This is a genomic window from Rhizobium sp. L9 (assembly GCF_002531885.1).
Taxonomy (GTDB): domain Bacteria; phylum Pseudomonadota; class Alphaproteobacteria; order Rhizobiales; family Rhizobiaceae; genus Rhizobium.
This window is the reverse complement of sequence record NZ_NWSZ01000008.1, coordinates 152,195-171,042: the sequence shown is the minus strand read 5'-3', so window position 1 is coordinate 171,042 and position 18,848 is coordinate 152,195. Positions and strand designations below refer to the sequence as shown.

17 protein-coding genes and 1 tRNA gene are annotated in these 18,848 nt (G+C 60.4%); 12 read left to right on the top strand and 6 right to left on the bottom strand.

The features are described 5' to 3' along the window. Positions 1–150: 150 nt before the first annotated feature. The gene (locus CO660_RS10685) at positions 151–1,740 is read left to right on the top strand and encodes a peptidoglycan DD-metalloendopeptidase family protein (protein WP_097598650.1); all 1,590 of its coding nucleotides are present in this window, start codon (positions 151–153) and stop codon (positions 1,738–1,740) included. An 89-nt stretch (positions 1,741–1,829) separates the two neighbouring features. Here the strand turns inward: CO660_RS10685 and CO660_RS10680 are convergent, their stop codons facing one another. Further along, positions 1,830–2,702 carry an ATP-binding protein gene (locus tag CO660_RS10680; RefSeq protein ID WP_097598742.1) on the bottom strand — a complete coding sequence of 291 codons (873 nt, stop codon included), beginning with the start codon at positions 2,700–2,702 and terminating at the stop codon, positions 1,830–1,832. Positions 2,703–2,907: 205 nt separating this feature from the next. Here CO660_RS10680 and yajC point away from each other — a divergent pair, with 205 nt between their 5' ends. The 6 genes from yajC (at position 2,908) to CO660_RS10650 (ending at position 8,681) form a co-directional block, all read left to right on the top strand. Continuing rightward, positions 2,908–3,255, top strand: a complete 348-nt coding sequence (yajC, locus tag CO660_RS10675; RefSeq protein WP_064696006.1) for a preprotein translocase subunit YajC — start codon at positions 2,908–2,910, stop codon at positions 3,253–3,255. Between the two features lie 45 nt (positions 3,256–3,300). Beyond that, positions 3,301–5,841 carry a protein translocase subunit SecDF gene (secDF, locus tag CO660_RS10670; protein WP_097598649.1) on the top strand — a complete coding sequence of 847 codons (2,541 nt, stop codon included), beginning with the start codon at positions 3,301–3,303 and terminating at the stop codon, positions 5,839–5,841. A gap of 4 nt (positions 5,842–5,845) precedes the next feature. After that, on the top strand, positions 5,846–6,232 hold the full coding sequence (locus tag CO660_RS10665) for an Mth938-like domain-containing protein (protein ID WP_097598648.1): 387 nt from the start codon (positions 5,846–5,848) through the stop codon (positions 6,230–6,232). Positions 6,233–6,234: 2 nt separating this feature from the next. Beyond that, on the top strand, positions 6,235–7,092 hold the full coding sequence (locus tag CO660_RS10660; RefSeq protein WP_097598647.1) for a phytoene/squalene synthase family protein: 858 nt from the start codon (positions 6,235–6,237) through the stop codon (positions 7,090–7,092). 71 nt (positions 7,093–7,163) lie between these two features. Continuing rightward, the gene (locus CO660_RS10655) at positions 7,164–7,631 is read left to right on the top strand and encodes a hypothetical protein (RefSeq protein ID WP_097598646.1); all 468 of its coding nucleotides are present in this window, start codon (positions 7,164–7,166) and stop codon (positions 7,629–7,631) included. Between the two features lie 102 nt (positions 7,632–7,733). Next, positions 7,734–8,681 carry an IS630 family transposase gene (locus tag CO660_RS10650; RefSeq protein ID WP_097598645.1) on the top strand — a complete coding sequence of 316 codons (948 nt, stop codon included), beginning with the start codon at positions 7,734–7,736 and terminating at the stop codon, positions 8,679–8,681. A gap of 6 nt (positions 8,682–8,687) precedes the next feature. Here the strand turns inward: CO660_RS10650 and trmFO are convergent, their stop codons facing one another. The 3 genes from trmFO to CO660_RS10635 form a co-directional block, all read right to left on the bottom strand. After that, positions 8,688–10,121, bottom strand: a complete 1,434-nt coding sequence (trmFO, locus tag CO660_RS10645; RefSeq protein ID WP_097598644.1) for a methylenetetrahydrofolate--tRNA-(uracil(54)-C(5))-methyltransferase (FADH(2)-oxidizing) TrmFO — start codon at positions 10,119–10,121, stop codon at positions 8,688–8,690. Positions 10,122–10,226: 105 nt separating this feature from the next. Then, entirely contained in the window at positions 10,227–10,370 is a 144-nt protein-coding gene (locus tag CO660_RS10640; protein WP_085777942.1) for a DUF1127 domain-containing protein, read from the bottom strand. Between the two features lie 299 nt (positions 10,371–10,669). Continuing rightward, the gene (locus CO660_RS10635) at positions 10,670–10,816 is read right to left on the bottom strand and encodes a DUF1127 domain-containing protein (RefSeq protein ID WP_004678838.1); all 147 of its coding nucleotides are present in this window, start codon (positions 10,814–10,816) and stop codon (positions 10,670–10,672) included. 885 nt (positions 10,817–11,701) lie between these two features. Here CO660_RS10635 and CO660_RS10630 point away from each other — a divergent pair. The 5 genes from CO660_RS10630 (at position 11,702) to CO660_RS10610 (ending at position 15,934) form a co-directional block, all read left to right on the top strand. Then, on the top strand, positions 11,702–12,796 hold the full coding sequence (locus tag CO660_RS10630) for a DUF2157 domain-containing protein (protein WP_097598643.1): 1,095 nt from the start codon (positions 11,702–11,704) through the stop codon (positions 12,794–12,796). Further along, positions 12,793–13,383 (top strand): GDYXXLXY domain-containing protein, encoded by a 591-nt coding sequence (locus CO660_RS10625; RefSeq protein ID WP_097598642.1) that lies wholly within the window; start codon positions 12,793–12,795, stop codon positions 13,381–13,383. The genes CO660_RS10630 and CO660_RS10625 overlap by 4 nt, the downstream gene beginning before the upstream one ends. Positions 13,384–13,535: 152 nt before the next feature. After that, a tRNA-Leu gene (locus CO660_RS10620) sits at positions 13,536–13,620 on the top strand. Between the two features lie 180 nt (positions 13,621–13,800). Continuing rightward, on the top strand, positions 13,801–15,285 hold the full coding sequence (gene tig, locus CO660_RS10615) for a trigger factor (RefSeq protein ID WP_097598641.1): 1,485 nt from the start codon (positions 13,801–13,803) through the stop codon (positions 15,283–15,285). Positions 15,286–15,511: 226 nt separating this feature from the next. After that, a complete protein-coding gene (locus CO660_RS10610; RefSeq protein WP_097598640.1) occupies positions 15,512–15,934 on the top strand; it encodes a nuclear transport factor 2 family protein in 423 nt (140 codons plus the stop codon). A 130-nt stretch (positions 15,935–16,064) separates the two neighbouring features. On the opposite strand, the gene CO660_RS10605 is transcribed toward CO660_RS10610, so the two are convergent. Both CO660_RS10605 and CO660_RS10600 read right to left on the bottom strand, forming a co-directional pair. Continuing rightward, complete coding sequence (locus CO660_RS10605; protein ID WP_097598639.1) at positions 16,065–17,834, bottom strand: radical SAM protein; 1,770 nt, start codon at positions 17,832–17,834, stop codon at positions 16,065–16,067. Positions 17,835–17,993: 159 nt separating this feature from the next. Beyond that, positions 17,994–18,797 carry an endonuclease/exonuclease/phosphatase family protein gene (locus tag CO660_RS10600; protein ID WP_097598638.1) on the bottom strand — a complete coding sequence of 268 codons (804 nt, stop codon included), beginning with the start codon at positions 18,795–18,797 and terminating at the stop codon, positions 17,994–17,996. Positions 18,798–18,848: the final 51 nt, after the last annotated feature.

Here is an 18,848-nt window from a genome sequence, read left to right as displayed (position 1 = left end):
TCACCTTCCAGGCACTGCGATTTTTCACCCGTAAGCTATGGTTATCAACTTCTCAAAAATATCGCACTGATTCCAGCCTCTTAACCGCGTGGTAACACTAACGCGTTTTAATAGACTCACAAATGGTTGCGTTCTCAGTGGGTCGAGTCAATGCGTTTCAGTCTTTCGCCGAAGTTCAGTAAGTCGGCCGGTAATCTCCTGGTTGTTGGCCTGCTGGCGAGTACCGCAACAGGCTGCAGTTCCGATGTGACACGGTTCGGCGGCTTGTTTTCCTCCTCGGGGCGGGATCAGATTACCACCAGTTCCATTCCGCCCAGCGGTCAGCAAGGCGATCCGGTGCCGCGCGCCGATCTCGGCGGTTCCGCCGTTGTCAGTCAGTCCGGTTACGGCGGCGGCAATAATACGCTGTATCAGCCCTATCCGGCGCGTCAGAGTTACGAGCCGGTGCGCACGTCGAGCGCACGCATGGCTTCCTCGCCGGTCTCGATACAGCGTTCCGATCTCGCCGCTCCGACGGCCGCGGCGCCGTCCCGCCAGCGGGAAAAGGAAGTCGCGCTTGCACAGCCGTTCCCCGCTTCGGCGCAGCTTGATAAGCAGCGGCTCGTAGCGCCCGCTGCCCCGAAGCCGACGCCCGATTCTTTGACGACGGGCACGACGCCGAAGGTTTCCGGTTGGTCCGCGACCAACGCACCTTCCGTCACGCTGCGCCCGGGTGAGAGCATTGCGACGTTGTCGCGGCGCTTTGGCGTTCCGGAAAAGGAAATCCTGCGCGTCAATAATCTGAAGATGGCTTCTGCCGCTAAACCTGGCCAGGCAATCCTGATCCCGACTTTGAATGGCGGCAATGCCGCCAAGGCGGCTTCGCAGGCGGCTGATCTTTCCAAGCCCGGCAATATGCCGGACCCGGCCAAGGCGCCGGAACAGAAGGTCGCTGTCGTCCCCGGCGCCAATTCCGCCCGGGACAAGACCATGGCGAGCACCGATCCCACCGGCAAGGTTCCGGTTGGCGCCGGCAAGGACCCGAAGACGCCGGCCGACAGCTATGTCGTCAAGCAGGGCGATTCGCTGGCGAAGATCGCAAAGGCGACAGGCACCAACATCGACGATCTCAAGGCGGCCAACAATCTTTCGGCGAATTCGCTGCGTGTCGGACAGGCCCTGAAGCTTCCGAATGGCAGTGCAGATACTGTCAAGACCGCCTCGATCCCGGCTGAGAAGGTCGAGTCGAAGCCGGCTGATCCGGCGCCCGCCCAACAGACCGCCTCCGTTCAGCCCGCGCCTTACAAGGCGCCGGTCGCCACCCAGTCCGTTGATGATGTCGAGAAGAAGTCCGACGTCAACTCCGACGCACCGGAATCGACCGGCATCGGCAAATATCGCTGGCCGGTCCGCGGTCAGGTGATTGCCGCCTACGGCGCCAACGTCAACGGCAACCGCAATGACGGCATCGATATCTCGGTGCCGCAGGGCACGCCGATCAAAGCCGCGGAAAACGGCGTTGTCATTTATGCCGGTAACGGCCTGAAGGAGCTCGGCAATACGGTACTCGTCCGTCACGACGACGGCACCGTCACCGTCTACGGCAACGCCGACACGCTGAGCGTCACCCGTGGTCAGAAGATTCAGCGCGGGCAGACCGTCGCCGTCTCCGGCATGAGCGGCGACGTCAAGCAGCCGCAGGTCCATTTCGAGGTCCGCAAGGACGCCTCGCCGGTCAATCCGATGACTTTCCTGGAATAGGTATAGCGTACCAGGGAGCGCAAAAGCCCGGCCGCCAGCCGGGCTTTTGTCATTTCTAGATCTCGTCCGTTCCGTTTGGGGAGAGGCGCCTACGCCCGGTCGATATGAACGCGCATACGTCCGGCCAGATCCTGGATATATTGCCAGGCCACGCGGCCGGAGCGCGCACCGCGTGTCGTTGCCCATTCCAGCGCCTCGGCATGCATCTTGTCACGGTCGAGACCGAGCTTGAAGTGATCGGCATAGCCGTCAATCATGCCGAGATAGTCTTCCTGGCTGCATTTGTGAAAGCCGAGCCAAAGACCGAAGCGGTCGGATAGCGAAACCTTTTCCTCGACGGCCTCCGATGGATTGATCGCCGTCGACTGTTCGTTTTCCATCATGTGACGCGGCAGAAGATGGCGCCGATTTGACGTTGCGTAGAATAGCACATTGTCGGGCCGCCCTTCGACCCCGCCATCGAGTGCCGCCTTCAGTGACTTGTAGGCGGTGTCGTCGTGATCGAAGGAGAGGTCGTCGCAGAAGACGATCACACGGTACGGCGTGTCCTTCAGCAGGTCGAGCAGGTTGGGCAGGCTCGCAATATCCTCGCGATGAACCTCGACCAGCTTCAGCGGGACGCCGCTCTCGCGCCTGACATCCTCATGCACGGCCTTGACAAGCGAGGATTTGCCCATGCCGCGCGCGCCCCAGAGAAGCACGTTGTTGGCGGCATAACCCTCGGCGAACCGCACCGTATTCTCATGCAGGATGTCGCGCACGTGATCGACACCGCGGATGAGTTTCAGCGCCACCCGGTTCGGCTTCTTCACCGGCTGCAGATACTGACGCGACGGTGCCCAGACGAAACAGTCGGCCGCATTCCAATCGTTGACGGCAGGTGCCGGTCCGGCCAGCCGCTGCACGGCGTCAGCGAGCCTTTTCAGTTCGGCAAGCAGGGCGGTGTTGATTTCCTCGGTCATCATGGGCCTCCTGATTTCTCGCTGCGGCAAGCCGCTTTGATCTTTCGATGCCGCCTACCATGGCGTTTTGCCAGCGGAAAGGTTATGAGGCAGCGGAATCGGTACTGTTCCCGGCTGTTTCTGTTGCATTCATCCAAGCTGCAACTATAGTCCGGCAACCTGAAAAGCAGGCGGAGTTCCGCCATAGAAGCCTGAGGAGTTTAGCATGTTCATCACCCCGGCATTCGCCCAGACTGCGACCGATACCGCAACAGGATTCGGCGGTTCCGGTTTCGAAATGATCATCCTGTTCGTGCCGCTGATGGTCGTCTGGTATTTTCTGCTGATCCGGCCGCAGCGCGCGCAGGCCAAGAAGCGTGAGGAAACTCTGAAGGCGATCCGCCGTGGCGACCAGATCGTGACCGGCGGTGGTCTCGTCGGCAAGGTGACGAAGGTCGTCGACGATAAGGAAGTCGAGGTCGAGATTGCCGAAGGTGTTCGCGTGCGCATCGTCCGCAGCGGCATTTCTGACGTTCGCGTCAAGGGTGAGCCTGTCAAGGCCGACGCGGCGTAACAAGCGATAACGGCGGAACCGCCGGATCGGAAGATCGTCGAGAGAATGTTGCATTTTTCCCGCTTGAAAACACTTCTGATTTGGCTGGTTGCATTTGCGGCCGTCGTCGTTGCTGCGCCCAATCTCCTGAGCGAGGCGCAGCGCTCTTCTCTGCCGGGATGGTGGCAAAACGACCGCGTGACACTCGGTCTTGACCTGCAGGGCGGTTCGCACATCGTTCTGAAGGTCGAGCGATCCGATATCGTCAAAGACCGGTTGGAAGAGACGGTCGCGAATGTGCGAAAGGCGCTGAGAGGTGCCGGCATCCGCTATACCGGGCTGACCGGCAACGGCCAGACTGTCACTGTCCGGATTACCGATCCGGCAGAGACGAAAAAGGCGGTCGATCTTCTGAAGCCTCTGACATCAGGTGACGAACATTCAGGCACCGGCCTTGCGCTGCGGCAGGGCGAGGAAGGGCAGCTCTCACTGCAGATATCCGATGCCGGCATCACCACCGACGTCGCCTCGGCCCGCAGCCGATCGCTCGATATCGTCGGTCGCCGCATCGCTGGCTTCGGCTATAAAGACTTTCAGGTTCGCCCCGATGGCGACGACCGGATCGTCGTGCAGGTGCTGGGATTCGTCGATGCGGAGCGGCTGAAGAATATTCTGAACCAGCCGGCAAAGCTTTCCTTTCATCTGCTCGACGAAAGCATGTCGGGACAGGAGGCGCTGAACGGCCGCTGGCCGGCCAGCTCGCAGGTGCTCTATTCGATCGACGATCCACCTGTTCCTTATCTCGTCGACCGCACGGCATTCGTCACCGGCAGCAACATGGTCGATATCGAGCCTGTCGTCGATCCGCAGACGCAGGATACCTTGATTGACTATCGCCTCGATGCGGAGGGCACGCAGCGGCTGGCGCAGGCGACAGCGCAAAATATCGGCAAGCACCTTGCCATCGTCTTTGACGATCAGGTGATGGCTGCGCCGGTCATCGATGCGGCGATCACTGGCGGCGAGGGCCGGATTTCGGCGAATTTCTCCGAGGATGGCGTTCGCGAACTTGCGGTAATGCTGCGCGCCGGCGCCATGCCGGCGACGTTGACCAGCGTCGAGGAGCGCAGCGTCAGCCCAAGCTTCGGCGCCGATTCCATATTCTCCGGCCTGGTTGCCGGTCTCGTCGCCGTCGTACTGGTCGCAGCGCTGATGATCGCGCTCTACCGTATTCTCGGCGCCATCGCCGTCGTCTCGATCTTCTTCAATCTGATCTTCATCGTCGCTGCACTCAGCCTTGCCGGCGCCACGCTGACTTTGCCTGGTATTGCCGGCATCGTGCTTATTGTCGGCATGGCGGTCGATTCCAACGTGCTGATCTATGAGCGCATCCGCGAAGAGGAAAGAACCGGCTCCTCCTTTGCACAGGCTGTCGGCCGCGGCTTCTCGCGCGCCTTCGCAACGATCGTCGACGCGAATGTCACGATCTTTATCGCCGCAATCATCCTTCTGTTTCTCGGCAGCGAGTCTATTCGCGGTTTCGCGGTGACGCTGGCGGTCGGCATTCTGACGACAGTCATCATGGCTTTCACGGTGACACGCTCGATCGTTGCCGCCTGGCTGAAAGCGCGCCATCCCAGGCATCTGCCGAAGAGCGTTCTCGCGCAGCTTTTCGAGCACGCCAATGTGCGTTTCATGGGGATCCGCCGTTACGTCTTCACGGCCTCGGCAGTGATCTCGCTGATCGCCATGGCGGCCTTTGCCACCGTTGGCCTGCAGCTCGGGATCGATTTCACGGGCGGCTCTCTCATCGAGGTGACGGCGAAACAGGGCAATGCCGACATCGCTGATCTTAAATCACGCCTTGACGATCTCAATATTGGCGAGGTCAGTGTCGAGCGTACGGGCGGGCCGTCGAACGCGCGCATCCGCATCGCCTCCCAAGGGGGCGGCGAGAACGCCGAGCAATCAGCGGCGACGCTGGTGCGCGGCGAACTCGAGACAGACTATGATTTCCGCCGCGTCGAGGTCGTCGGCCCCGCCATTTCGGGCGAATTGACGACGATGGCGACGCTTGGTGTCGCAGCCGCACTCGCGTCGATCCTGATCTACATATGGATCCGTTTTGAATGGCAGTTCGCCATTGGCGCCATTATTGCCACGCTGCACGACGTCATCATCATGCTCGGGCTTTTCGTGCTGACCGGCATCGAGTTCAACTTGACGAGCATTGCCGCCGTACTGACCATCGTCGGCTACTCCTTGAACGACACGGTCGTCGTCTATGACCGGATGCGCGAGAATCTCGTACGATACAGGAAGATGCCGCTGCCGATCCTGATCGATGCCTCGATCAACCAGACATTGTCGCGCACTGTCTTGACGGCCGCGACGACACTGCTTGCGCTGCTCGCGCTCTATCTGTTCGGCGGCGACGTCATTCGCTCCTTTTCCTTTGCGATGCTCTTCGGAGTCGCGCTCGGCACTTTCTCTTCGATCTATATCGCGGCTCCCGTCTTGATCGTCTTCCGGCTGCGGCCGGAGGTTCCCGACGGCGAAGAGAGCAACAAGACGGATGCTGGTGTAAAATCCGGCACGGTGGTTTGAAAACATGGCAAAAGGCATAGAAATCCGCGCGGCGCATTTTCCTGGCCGGGCTCCGATCGACACCTACGGCAATGGCGGTTTCCGTTTTGCCGACATGTCCCATCGCGGCTCGATCCTTTGCCTGCCCTCCGGCATTTACGGCTGGGACATGGACGTATCGGAGCCGCTGACGCCTGAAAACTTCCGCCGTGTGCTTGATGAGGCCGCCGATATCGAGGTTCTGCTCGTCGGCACCGGAACCGAGCTTCGCCGTCTGCCCGACGAATTGAAACAGGTGCTGAAGGCGCGCGGCATTTCTTCCGATCCGATGAGCACGGGTGCCGCGGTCCGCACCTTCAACATCATGCTGTCGGAGCAGCGCGCCGTCGCTGCGGCATTGATTGCGGTCTGACGATGGCTGATGCGAAACTAGCGACGAACCAGGACATCTGCCTGGCGATGCTGCGCGACAATGATCGCGACCGTTATCTCGCCTGTCTCCTGTCGCCGCAGGAGAAGCGCGGCGCGCTGGCGGCCCTTTACGCGTTCAACGCGGAGCTTGCCCGCATCCGCGATCTGGTGCACGAGCCGCTGCCTGGCGAAGTGCGCATGCAATACTGGCGCGACCTGCTGGAAGGCAGCGCGCATGGCTCGACGGCAGCCAATCCCGTCGCCGCCGCACTTCTGACGGCGATCGAAACCCATCGCCTGCCGCGCAAGACGCTGGTCGACATGATCGACGCCCGCACTTTCGACCTTTATGACGATCCAATGGAGACGCGGGTCTCGCTCGAAGGTTATGCCGGCGAAACGGCCTCCGCGCTGATCCAGCTCGCAAGCCTCGTGCTTTCGCCGGAGGAGGCACCGCGATCGGCGGATGCCGCCGGCCATGCCGGCGTCGCACAGGCGATTGCCGGGCTGTTGCTGCTGATGCCGCTGCATCGCCGCCGCGGCCAGCTCTATATTCCGCTGCAGATCCTTTCCGCCACCGGGCTCGACCGCGACGCCTTCCTCGCCGGCGAAGACCGATCGCGCATCTCCGCCGCCATCGAGGCCTTCGCCGGGCTGGGCCTTGAGCATCTGGCAAAGGCGAGAGGGGCAGGATCGATTGCGTCAGCCGTCTTCCCTGCTTTCCTTCCCGCGACTTTGGCCGAACCGGTGCTCCTCAAGGCGCAGAGGCAGGGTTCTCTCCTGTTCGACCGGCCGCTGCAGCCGCCGCAATGGCGCCGCCAGCTCAGAATGGCGCTGTCAGCGGGCCGTCGGAAAATCTGATATCGTTCAAATTCGCGCAAGTCTCGCGCGCTATAACGCCTTCACCACTATGCTTTGAACGGAGACTCGGCGTGGGCATTATCGTCTGGTGCGTCCTTTTCGCCATCGTCATCTTCTTTGCTTTCGCAGCCACACGCATGGCTGCGCAAAACAAGGAAGACAATCTGCACGACACGGGTCTGGCCATCATCGAGTTCGGCCGCGCCTTTCCCAACGAGGCGATCCGCCAGCTGCAGGCGACGGAAAACGGGCAGGCGATCTTCGTGCGCCTGCACGACAACAAGGCCGGCCTCATGCGCAACATGGCACGCCATTTCTCCTGCCATCTGATTGAGCCCGGCCGTGTGCGTGCCGTGAGCACGGAGACGGGCAGGGGGTTGGCGATCGAATTTCTCGATGCCCCCAGCCACAACGGCAAATTCGAGTTTGCCTCGCCGAAGGAGGCTTCCGAAGTGGCGCTCTGGCTGCTCGGCAATTACATCGCCGAGCCGGATAAGGATCTGCCATCCGACAGTATTTCCGCGGCCAACAAGCAGTAGAACAGCTGCTAGAGCGGATCATTGCTTATCGGAATCGGTTCTGGATTCCCAAATCAGCAGATTTGTGATTCATCATGGATGCTGGAATGGAGGCCAGCATCCATGACGCGACCCTATTCGAATGATCTTCGCGAGCGAGTCGTTGCAGCGGTTGTGGACGGTCAGAGCTGCCGGGTGGTGGCGGAGCGGTTCGACATAGCTGTCTCATCCGTGGTGAAGTGGTCACAGCGTTATCGGGCCACCGGCAGTGTGTCACCGGGCAAGATGGGCGGCCATCGCCGACGTGTGCTGGAGCCGCACCGCGCCTTCATCGTCGAGCAGATCGAGCAGACATCGCATCTGACGCTACATCGGCTGAAGGATGAGTTGGCCGCCCGCGGCGTGAGCGTCTCCCACAATGCCATCTGGCAGTTCATGCGCCGCGAGGGCTTGAGCTTTAAAAAAACACTGTTCGCCCTTGAGCAGGGCCGCGCCGACATTGCCCGGCGCAGAGCCCGCTGGAAAGCCTGGCAAGACCGCTTCGATCCGAAGCGGCTCGTCTTTATCGACGAGACCTGGATCCGCACCAACATGGCGCCGTTACGCGGGTGGGGGCCGAGGGGCAAAAGATTGCGCGGCTTTGCCCCGCATGGCCGCTGGCGCACCCTGACCTTCCTCGGCGCCCTACGCTGCGACAAGCTCACTGCGCCCTGCGTCTTCGACGGTCCCATCAATGGCGAATGCTTTCACGCCTATGTCCGCCAGCAGTTGATCCCGACCCTCAAACCTGGCGACATCGTCATCCTCGATAATCTCGGCTCTCACAAAGCCAAAGCCATCCGCGACGCCATCAGGGCCGTCGGCGCCAAGCTCTGGTTCCTGCCAAAATATTCCCCCGACCTTAATCCGATCGAACAAGCCTTCGCCAAGATCAAGCACTGGATGCGCCAGGCCCAAAAGCGAACCAGCGAGGAAACCTGGCGCCATCTGGGCTTACTCGCCGACACCATCAAGCCAGAGGAATGCGCCAACTACTTCTCAAATGCGGGCTATGCTTCCGTCAAAACATGAAAGGCTCTAGGCACTTTCGGCAAAGGTCGGCGTCTGGCCGAGCCAGGCGGCGCAGTCGGCAAGCGCGCGATGTGCGATCAACTGCCGTTTCATGATCGTTTTGTCCTTGCCGCGAAAGCGCTTGACGCCCTCGGGCTTGACGATCGAGCCCGGCTCGAGTTCGGGAAACAGCCCGAAATTGATATTCATCGGCTGGAACGATCGCTTGCCCGGCTCCTCGTCGGTGACGATATGCCCGCCGATGATATGACCGAGCAGCGAACCAAGTGCCGTCGTCGCCGGCGGTAGCGAGATTGCCTCACCCTTGCGTTCGGCGGCGGCGAAACGCCCGGCCATCAGCCCGACGCTGGCGCTTTCCACATACCCCTCGCAGCCGGTGATCTGGCCGGCAAAACGCAGGCCCGGTCGTGATTTCAGCGTCAGCGACGGATCGAGCAGGGTGGGGGAATTGATGTAGGTATTGCGGTGCAGGCCGCCGAGCCGGGCAAATTCCGCATCTTGAAGACCCGGAATCATCCGGAAGATTTCCGCCTGCGCGCCGTATTTCAGCTTCGTCTGAAAGCCGACCATGTTGTAGAGAGTGCCGAGCGCATTGTCCTGCCGCAGCTGCACGACGGCATAGGCCTTGACGGTCGGATTGTGCGCGTTCGTCAAACCCATCGGCTTCATCGGCCCGTGGCGCAGTGTCTCGCGGCCGCGTTCGGCCATGACCTCGATCGGCAGGCAGCCGTCGAAATAGGGGGTGCCTTCCCATTCCTTGAAACCGACCGTGTCGCCTGCGATCAACGCGTCGACGAAGGCATTGTATTGCGCTTCGTCCATCGGGCAGTTGATGTAATCCTTGCCGGTGCCGCCGGGGCCGATCTTGTCGTAGCGCGACTGATACCAGCAGATATCCATGTCGATGCTGTCGCGGTAGACGATCGGCGCAATGGCGTCGAAGAAAGCAAGCGAATCCTCACCGGTCTCCGCCTGTATCGCGGCTGCGAGCGACGGCGCCGTCAGCGGTCCGGTGGCGACGATGGCTAGATCCCACTCACGCGGCGGCAGGCCGGTGATCTCTTCGCGCACGACGGTGATGAGCGGATGGTCGTGGATTGCCTTGGTGACTGCCTTGGAGAAGCCGTCGCGATCGACGGCGAGCGCGCCGCCGGCCGGTACCTGGTGGCGGTCGGCCGCGGCCATGATCAGCGACCCCGCCATGCGCATTTCCGCATGGATGACGCCGACGGCATTGCTGGTCGCATCGTCGGAACGGAAGGAATTGGAGCAGACGAGTTCGGCAAGACCGTCGGTCTTGTGCGCATCCGTGCCGCGCACGCCGCGCATCTCATGCAGAATGACGGGTACGCCCACACTGGCGATCTGCCACGCGGCTTCCGAACCGGCAAGCCCGCCGCCGACGACGTGGATAGGGGAGTAGGAGGAGATCGTGTTCATTCCGGGCTGATATCATGTCGGCAGGTGCGATCCAACACCCGGAATCAAAAACGGCGCCCATAATGGCGCCGTCTTGAAACATCGTGCCCGTTGCGAGATCCGCGATTAGCGGAAAGAGCGGGATGCGATGTTGCGGATGTCGTAGCGGCTGACACCGATATCAGACAGGGTCTGGTTCGACAGGCTGCCGAGTTCGTTGATTGTACGACGATAGCTGAGCCAGCTTTTTGCGATACGGATCGGGTTCATTGTCTTCTTCCTCGAACAAATATCCGCGGGACGGCGGGATCGCCTGTCTCTCTGCGGTTGATGTTTATATAGGCGATATCGGTCGCATTGTGCAGTGCAAATAAGAGGCGTCTGCCATGCAATTGTGCACGATGATGCTCGCAATTTGAGCGGTGAATATTTTTTAAGCGGACGAAAGAACGGGGAAGGTCGCAACCGGAGCGGAAGTGCATTGTTTGCAAAAGAAAACGCCCGCTGCGGTGCAGCGGGCGTTTCAATCATTTGCGATCTGCTTGGGAGGAAGTAGCGATCGCCTTGAATTAGCGAGAAGAAGCTTCGCGAGCGACGCGATGGATGTCCGAACGGTCAATGCCGAGGTCATGCAATTCGCGGTTGGTCATGCGACCGAGTTCCGTGACGGTCTGACGATACTTGCGCCAGTTGTTGAAAGAGCGAGTGATGTTCATGTTAAGCCCCTTTCCTAGGGTTTGACCTGCCAGCGGCCACCGATCGGCGCTGACCTCTATTTGATGGCCGGAATATATGTTGCGTCGCGAAGAACGAAAACAGCCAAGTTTTCAAGTCACCCATGCGAGCTGTGCAATGCTTTACATAATCTTACCGCATTCTGGTCAACGAATAGGCAAAATAATCGCTGGAGAAATCCGCCTTTTCTCCCGCTCACTCGCCTTGCGATGAAACAAAGCCCACCTTTCTGACGATCAGTCCGGTGGCGTTTCGCGCTGCATCGCCAAGCTGTTCATTCGTCTCAATGCCAATGGCAAAGCGATGGATCGTGATGGGTCCCGCAGTTTCACGCAACCGGGACTTCGACATCTCGCTTTGGCGGCAGCGCCGCAGCTCGGATGCCGTTAAGTGTTTGAATTGTCTAAGTTACAATCTTCAAAAAGAACGCCCGCCGGGGAGGATCCGGCGGGCGCATTATATTGACTGGCAACTGGGAGGAGGAGTGTTGCCAGTCTATCACAGCGCGCTTGGGAGGAGGAGTGCGCGGCTGCGAATCTCATCACGAACAAAGCGTCCGTGGGCATCCGGAAAACCGGGCCGGGGCGCCATCCCCGTGCTTCGATAGAGCGGTAAATAGTATGACTAATGGATATTTTGCAGTGCAATAAATACATGAGGGGTATGCGTAAACCGCATGTCTGTCTTTTATATGCTCATATTAGCAGTTGCGACGTTAGCGCCCGGTTAACATCTGACCCAAATTAGACCACTGAGGAATTTGCATATTTGTCGCCGCGACGGGCGTTTGCGAAGCCGCTTGCTGCGGCTATAACGATGGAAGCCGCAGCGCCGGAGCGAGCGACACGGAAATGAGGGGTGGAGGTATGTATCGCGGCAGATTGGAGCGGGATCTCTCGCTCTGGGTGGGCAAGGGTCTGATTGGACAGGAAACGGCGGCCAAGCTTCTCACCGAATATGACAGCCGTCCGGCAAGTTTCAGCCTGGGTCGAGTGCTGATGGCGCTGGCGGCGGTGCTGCTTGCTGCTGCCGTCCTGCTGGTCGTCGCGTCCAACTGGGAGGCCATTCCGCGGCTGGTGCGGGTCGGCGCCATTCTCGCGCTGATCTGGGCTGTGCACATTGCCGCCGCTTCCATGTTTGCCCGAGGTGCGACAGCGGCAGCAAGCGGGCTGTTGGTCATCGGCGCGATGAGCTTCGGTGGCGCGATTTCGCTGGTCGGGCAGATGTATCATCTCTCCGGCGACGAGCAGACCGTGATGTATCTCTGGTTCGCGATTGCGACGGTCTCGGCGATCTTGTTTCGTTCGGGCGCGGTCGTCGTCGTCGCGGGCTTTCTCTCCTGGGCGTCCTTCGCCGTCTATCTCGAGAACAACGACACGCATTGGATCGGATTTGATCCCTGGATGGCGCCGGTCATGGCGGTGATCACAGTCGCGCTGGTGCGTTACACCGGTGCCGAGCGCGCCCGTCATCTCGCCTATCTGCTGTTGATCGGCTGGCTCGCCTGGCTCTATACTCTTTATGAGGAGATCGCGGTGGCGCTCGCCTTCGCGATCGGCGGCATGGCGGTGTTCGCGCTGACAGCCTTGCCGCACCCCCGTATCACTTCCCTCGTCAGGAGTGCCGGCGCAGCGCCGGCTTTCTACAGCTTCCTCATCGCCGTCATTGGCTTGCTGCTGCTGCATATCGAGATCGAGCAAGGCTGGCGGCTGGTGGTGCTCGGGGTGGCGACGCTCGCCGCTGCCGTGCTGGCGATCGCTCTGCAGGGCAGGGATAACGGCGCGGTGCGTTATCTCGCCTATACGACCTTTGCCGCGGAGATGCTCTATCTCGCCTCCGTCACCGTCGGCTCGATCCTCGGCACGTCGAGCCTCTTCCTTTTCTCCGGTCTCGTGGTGGCGCTTGTCGCCTGGATTGTCATCCGTCTCGAACGGCGCTTTTCACGGGAGGCGCGCGCATGAGCTCGTTGATGGCTTGGCTGCAGTCCGGCAAGGGATATCTCGTTTCGGCGATCATCGTCGCCGGCTTGCAGACCGTGATCCTCGGCACGATCATCCAGAGCCGTGCATCGATCCTCAGCAGCGGCGCTGAGGTCCTGCTGAAAACCGCCCCGGTCGACCCACGGGATTTCCTGCGCGGCGATTATGTCGTCTTGAATTACGACATTTCTACCGTGCCGGTGCAGACGGTCTCCGGCGGTATTCCCGCCCAACCCGGCGAACGCATGCTGTGGGTCCGGTTGAAGAAGCAGGCGGACGGTTTCTGGACGGTGAGCGAATCGTCTTTCCAGGCGCTGCCGCCGCAGCCGGAGACGGTGATCCTGCGCAGCAAGCCTTTCTATAGCGGCGGGATGGCTGCGGGCGACAGCATCCGGGTCGAATACGGCATCGAGCGCTATTATGTTCCGGAAGGTCAGGGCAAACCGATCGAGGAGGCCCGCAACGATGGCAACGTCGCCATAGCGGTGAGGGTCTCGCCGGATGGAAGCGCGCAGATTCGCAGCCTGCTCGTCGACGGCAAGCCGGTCTACGACGAACCGCTTTACTGATCTCCGAAGCCTTCGGGGCAGGGCGGCTTTGGGCCTTGAATAGCCTGTCATTGGACGTTCATTTTTCCTTTGCCTCGACCAAATCGGGTGATATAGAGACGCCGCGCTTCGGAAGGCCTCATGCGCAGGCATAGGCATGCGGTTCTGTGAACGCGGGTATGGTGAAATTGGTAGACACGCCAGATTTAGGTTCTGGTGCCGCAAGGCGTGGGAGTTCAAGTCTCTCTACCCGCACCAGGCTGTTTGCAGGGGGAGACTAAGAATTTAGTCCCCTGATACCCGGAAGCGAGTGCCGTTCCCCCTTGGGCGGAATGATGCAGGAATTGGGAAAAGCCACGCGCGGCACGCTGCCGGCGTCGTGCTCATAGAAACGAACGGCGTCTGGGCACGGCCGCCACGACATGAAGGTAGGAAGACATGCAGGTTATCGAAACGCTCGCTGAAGGGCTGAAGCGCGAAATCAAGGTCGTTATCCCGGCCAAGGACATGGAACACAAGATGAATGAGCGTCTTGCCGATGTGAAGGACAAGGTCCGCATCAACGGCTTCCGTCCGGGCAAGGTCCCCGCTGCTCACCTGAAGAAGGTTTACGGCAAGTCGATCATGGCCGATCTCGTCAACGAGATCGTCCGCGAGCAGCCCGCCGCTATCCTGTCCAGCCGCGGCGAGAAGTCGGCCACGCAGCCGGAAATCGCCATGACCGAGGACAAGGACGAGGCCGACAAGATCCTCACCGCCCAGCAGGATTTCGAATTCACGCTGTCCTACGAAGTGCTGCCGCCGATCGAGCTTAAGTCCGTCAAGGGCATCAAGGTTACGCGCGAAGTCATCGATATCTCGGATGAGGAAGTCAACGAGCAGGTCCTGAAGGTCGCCGAAAGCGCCCGCTCCTACGAGAGCAAGACCGGCAAGGCCGCAAACGGCGACCGCGTCACCATGGATTATGTCGGCAAGGTCGACGGCGAAGCCTTCGAGGGCGGCACCGACCAGGGCGCCGAACTGGTGATCGGCTCCGGCCGCTTCATTCCGGGCTTCGAAGACCAGCTCGTCGGCGTCAAGGCCGGTGAAGAAAAGACCATCACCGTCACCTTCCCAGCCGACTATCCGGCCAAGAACCTCGCCGGCAAGGAAGCGACCTTCGACATCACGGTCAAGGATGTCGCAGCTCCGGGCGCTGTCGAAATCAACGACGAGCTCGCCTCCAAGCTCGGCATCGAATCTGCCGATCGCCTGAAGGAGATCGTCCGTGGCCAGATCGAATCGCAGTACGGCTCGCTGACCCGCCAGAAGCTGAAGCGCCAGATCCTCGATCAGCTCGACGAGATGTACAAGTTCGAGACCCCGGCTTCGCTCGTCGATGCCGAGTACAACGGCATCTGGAGCCAGGTGAACAACGACCTTGCCCAGTCGGGCAAGACCTTCGAGGACGAAGACACGACCGAAGAGAAGGCACGTGAGGAATACAAGACGCTTGCCGAGCGTCGCGTCCGCCTCGGCCTCGTTCTCTCCGAGATCGGCGAAAAGGCCGGCGTCGAAGTCACCGAAGACGAGATGCAGCGCGCGATCTACGATCAGCTGCGCCAATATCCCGGTCAGGAAAAGCAGATCCTCGAATTCTTCCGCAGCCAGCCGGGCGCCGCCGCTTCGATCCGCGCCCCGATCTTCGAAGAGAAGGTCATCGATCACCTGCTGACCGAAATCGACGTCACCGACAAGAAGGTGACGAAGGAAGAACTGCTCGCCGAGGAAGAAGGCGAGACGAAGGCCGAGACCAAGAAGGCCGCGCCGAAGAAGAAGGCTGCCGCCAAGGCCGAAGCTGCCGACGCCGGTGAAGGCGAAGAAGCCGCGCCGAAGAAGAAGGCTGCACCGAAGAAGAAGGCGGCTGACGAAAGCGCCGAATAATCGCCTTTCAGTTCTGAAACTTGGAAAGGCCCCGCCATCGTGCGGGGCTTTTTCTTTTCGGGTCATCCGGACGGGGTACTCGACGCCCTCTCCGTCATGGTGTTATCTTGGCTGGCAACAACAAATAGTTGAGAAAGCTGCAAGCCGGCGCAGATTTTACTGGCGCATGTTGCCCGGGATCAACATGCATAAAAACCGAGAGCGTTGGGTAATGGAGGACCTGGAAATGACCGCAAAAAATGACATGAAGACGCTGGTAGAGGAAATCTATTCTGTGCGTGGTCGTGGCGACATCGAGGGTACGCTTGCGCTGTTCGGCGAGGGTTGTACCTTTCGCATGGTCGGCAATGCACGGCTGGCGCCTTTGACGATCGAATCGGGCGGGCATGACTTTCGCCAAACGATAACGCAGCTTATCACGGCATGGGACCTATCCAAGGTCAGGACGACCGGCATCTATGTGGATGAGGACGAGCAGATGGTCTTTGCCCATCGTGAAGGCGAGGTCAGACACATCCCATCGGGCGTAACCTTCTCAACGGAATTCGTCGACAAGATCCATTTCCAGGATGGCAAACCCGTCAAGATCGTCGAATTCGTCGACACGCTACAAGTGGCCGAGACGAGCCGGATGATCCAAATCGCATAGAGCGTGGCGCGTCTCTGGGAGGTCGCGACGCGCTTTAGCCGAATCAAAGTCGGAGCCTCCAAGCTTCGCCTTGATGTCGCCTGTGATCTCTGGCCGGCGGGGAGTCGGCCGCTATTGCAAGAATTTCCGCTCAATGCCCCGTCAGTTGCGCGACTTTCCTGACATGGCTGACGGCTGCGGCGCCGCCTGATGTCTGGGTGAAGAGGTGGAGCGTTTCTTCTTCGTCGTCGGCGACGGGCGTCAGAGCCTGATCCATATAGGTCTTCGACTTGGCATCCCGTGAAATCAGGAAGGCCGAAATCGTCAGTCCGATAATCGTGCCGGCGAGCGAAGCATGTTTGCGGAAGGTGTCCCAGGCAAAACGGGGCCAAAAGACCAGCGGATGTTCGCGCGGGAGTTCCGGACGCCGCTCCGACGGCGTCTTCAGGCGCAAGAGGCCGCTCTGCAACGGATGCACGTTTTCCAGCGGCACCGTGGTTGCAAAGGAGACGAGAACCTTGACGAGCCTTGCCAGCGGCACTCCGGTCGCAACGGCGCGGCGCAGCAGCGTCTTCATATGATGGGGCGAATAATAGAGCGACCAGGCCTCGTGGTAGATGTCTTCCCATTCCTGCTTGCTCATCTTGGGATGGGACGTGCAGACATGCTCGACATCGTAGATGTTGAGATCATCATTCATCTCGACGCCCTTCTTCCACAGAACCTGATGGTCCTCGGAGCCGGGAAGCGGCGTCAGGATGAAGAACTCGATGACGTCGAGCGGCAGCTCTTCCTGGATGATGGCGATGTCGCGGCGGATCGATTCCGGCGTGTCGGCGGGGAAGCCCAGGATATAGCCGGCGAGCGTCATGATGCCCTGCGCCTTCCAGGCGAGCAGCATCTTGCGATATTCGGTGATCTTGTTCTGGTTTTTCTTGGCGGCAGTCAGATTATCCGGATTGACGTTTTCGAGGCCGATGAAGACACGGGTGACGCCGGCGCGCTTGGATTTTTCAATGAAATTGGGGATCTTGTGGCAGAGCGTATCGACCTGGATCATCAGGCCGAGCGGAATGCCATCCCGCTCCTTGAGGTCGATCAGCCGGTCGAAGATCGCTTCCCAATCCTTGTTTCGGGCGAAATTATCGTCGGTGATGAAGAACTTGTGGATGCCCTGCGCCCAGTTCATCCGCACGAGCTTTTCGACGTCGTCGGCCGAGCGGAAACGCGATTTTCGACCCTGCACGTTGATGATGGTGCAGAACGAGCACTGGTAGGGACAGCCGCGTCCGGCATCGAAGCTGGTGCTGAGGCCGAGCGTGCGCTGGATGTTGTCCTTCGGCAAGAAAGGAACCGGCGTGCCGCCGATGCCTGGAAGGTCGTTCATGAAATTATAGAGGGGCTTCAGCTCGCCGGCGGCGGCATCAAGCAGCACCATGTCGAGCCGCCCCTCGGCCTCGCCGGCGAACATCGAGATGCCCATATCGCGGCAGGCATCGAGCCCAACCGCTGTGCCGTCGAGCATCGACAGGCAGCCGGACACATGAAAGCCGCCCATTGAGACGGGCAGGCCGGCATTGCGAAAGGGGCGGGCAATGTCGAGCGCGCGCGGATATTGGTTCGATTGGACGCCGACCAGCGCCACCATGCCGAAATTGCCGTGGCGCTTGAACTGGGCGAGCAGCCCGGCAAAATCGATCCGTGTATTGGTTTCATCGATCACGGTAATGTCGATCGCGGTATCCGGCCCGAGCACCTTGCGTTCGGCGCATTCGGCAGCGATGCCGTAGAGGGCCGCGAGCGAATTGGACGGGATCATCGCCCGCCACCAGCGGATGACGTAGCCGTCATCGTCATAGTGAGACGGCTTGATCAGGATGAGCTGAAAACGTCTGCGCGCGGTTTCCGAAGCATGGGGCAAGAGTATCTATCTTTCTCTAGAAACGTCTGCCCGGAGGCAAAAGGGAGTTGAAGGCACAAGTCAGGCACGGCGTATCGATGCGATTGATCAGGGTTCAAACCAAGGCGTAAAAACAGGAAACTGCGCGCAGAAGTTTCGCACAGCGCATCCCTCAATATACTACGCGATATCGAGCAGCAATGCGCGGTGGTCGGAGACCTCGGGCGATTCGACCACCTCGAACCTGGCAACCTCCACGTCAGGCGTAACCAGCATGTAGTCCGCGAAGCGGCCCTGCTTCAGATAGTAGGAGGTTCGCGTGTCGACAAGGCCGTTTCCGGTGACGAGATCGGAAAGGCCCGACCGGGCAAGGATGCGAAAGGTCGCGCTGTCGGGCAGCACATTGAAGTCACCGCAGACCACGAGCCCTTCGTCGCCGGGCCAGATCCGCCCGATGAGGTCGGCCAATGCCAGCGCCTGCTGTTCGCGCTGCGCCGTATCGCCCTTGCCGGCGGGATCGCGCAGGCCATGCATATGGGCGATGGTCACCGCGCGGCCGTGCGCATGGCTGAAGAGGCGAATGCAATGGGCGTTGCGCGGTCTGGGATGTTCACCCCAGCCATCGGCGGAAAAACTGCCATGCACGAAGTCCTGCGACTGTGCGATGATGGAATGTGATTTGCGGACGAAGGTCGCCAACCCGAATTCCGCGACAATGGCGGCGTCGCCATTGAAAAGCTCACCTCGCGATGTCGGGCAGAAGAAGGCGTCGTGGGCGGGCAGGGCGGCGCTGATTTCCTGAAACAGATTGACACGTTGCGGCAGTTCCAGCCCCGCATCCCGGTATATCGACCATCCGCTATCCGCATTCGGCGCCCGCAGCACCTCCTGAAGGCACAGCACATCAGGGTCAGCCTGCTTGACATAGGCGATCAGGGCCTCGTGCAGTCGGCCGCCCCATGCATTCAGTGAAATGATGCGCAAGCTCTCGGCTCCATCTTGGCTGGCGGAATCAGATGGGCGCTGCCGTCGGGC

Excerpts from the sequence above, each read along its gene's own strand:
- CO660_RS10630 (WP_097598643.1), top strand. The coding sequence starts at position 11,702 with ATGTATCGCGGCAGATTGGAGCGGGATCTCTCGCTCTGGGTGGGCAAG.
- CO660_RS10660 (WP_097598647.1), top strand. The coding sequence starts at position 6,235 with ATGGCTGATGCGAAACTAGCGACGAACCAGGACATCTGCCTGGCGATG.
- CO660_RS10640 (WP_085777942.1), bottom strand. The coding sequence starts at position 10,370 with ATGAACCCGATCCGTATCGCAAAAAGCTGGCTCAGCTATCGTCGTACA.
- CO660_RS10680 (WP_097598742.1), bottom strand. The coding sequence starts at position 2,702 with ATGACCGAGGAAATCAACACCGCCCTGCTTGCCGAACTGAAAAGGCTC.
- CO660_RS10610 (WP_097598640.1), top strand. The coding sequence starts at position 15,512 with ATGACCGCAAAAAATGACATGAAGACGCTGGTAGAGGAAATCTATTCT.
- trmFO (WP_097598644.1), bottom strand. The coding sequence starts at position 10,121 with ATGAACACGATCTCCTCCTACTCCCCTATCCACGTCGTCGGCGGCGGG.
- CO660_RS10650 (WP_097598645.1), top strand. The coding sequence starts at position 7,734 with ATGACGCGACCCTATTCGAATGATCTTCGCGAGCGAGTCGTTGCAGCG.
- tig (WP_097598641.1), top strand. The coding sequence starts at position 13,801 with ATGCAGGTTATCGAAACGCTCGCTGAAGGGCTGAAGCGCGAAATCAAG.
- secDF (WP_097598649.1), top strand. The coding sequence starts at position 3,301 with ATGTTGCATTTTTCCCGCTTGAAAACACTTCTGATTTGGCTGGTTGCA.
- CO660_RS10665 (WP_097598648.1), top strand. The coding sequence starts at position 5,846 with ATGGCAAAAGGCATAGAAATCCGCGCGGCGCATTTTCCTGGCCGGGCT.
- CO660_RS10625 (WP_097598642.1), top strand. The coding sequence starts at position 12,793 with ATGAGCTCGTTGATGGCTTGGCTGCAGTCCGGCAAGGGATATCTCGTT.
- yajC (WP_064696006.1), top strand. The coding sequence starts at position 2,908 with ATGTTCATCACCCCGGCATTCGCCCAGACTGCGACCGATACCGCAACA.
- CO660_RS10635 (WP_004678838.1), bottom strand. The coding sequence starts at position 10,816 with ATGAACATCACTCGCTCTTTCAACAACTGGCGCAAGTATCGTCAGACC.
- CO660_RS10685 (WP_097598650.1), top strand. The coding sequence starts at position 151 with ATGCGTTTCAGTCTTTCGCCGAAGTTCAGTAAGTCGGCCGGTAATCTC.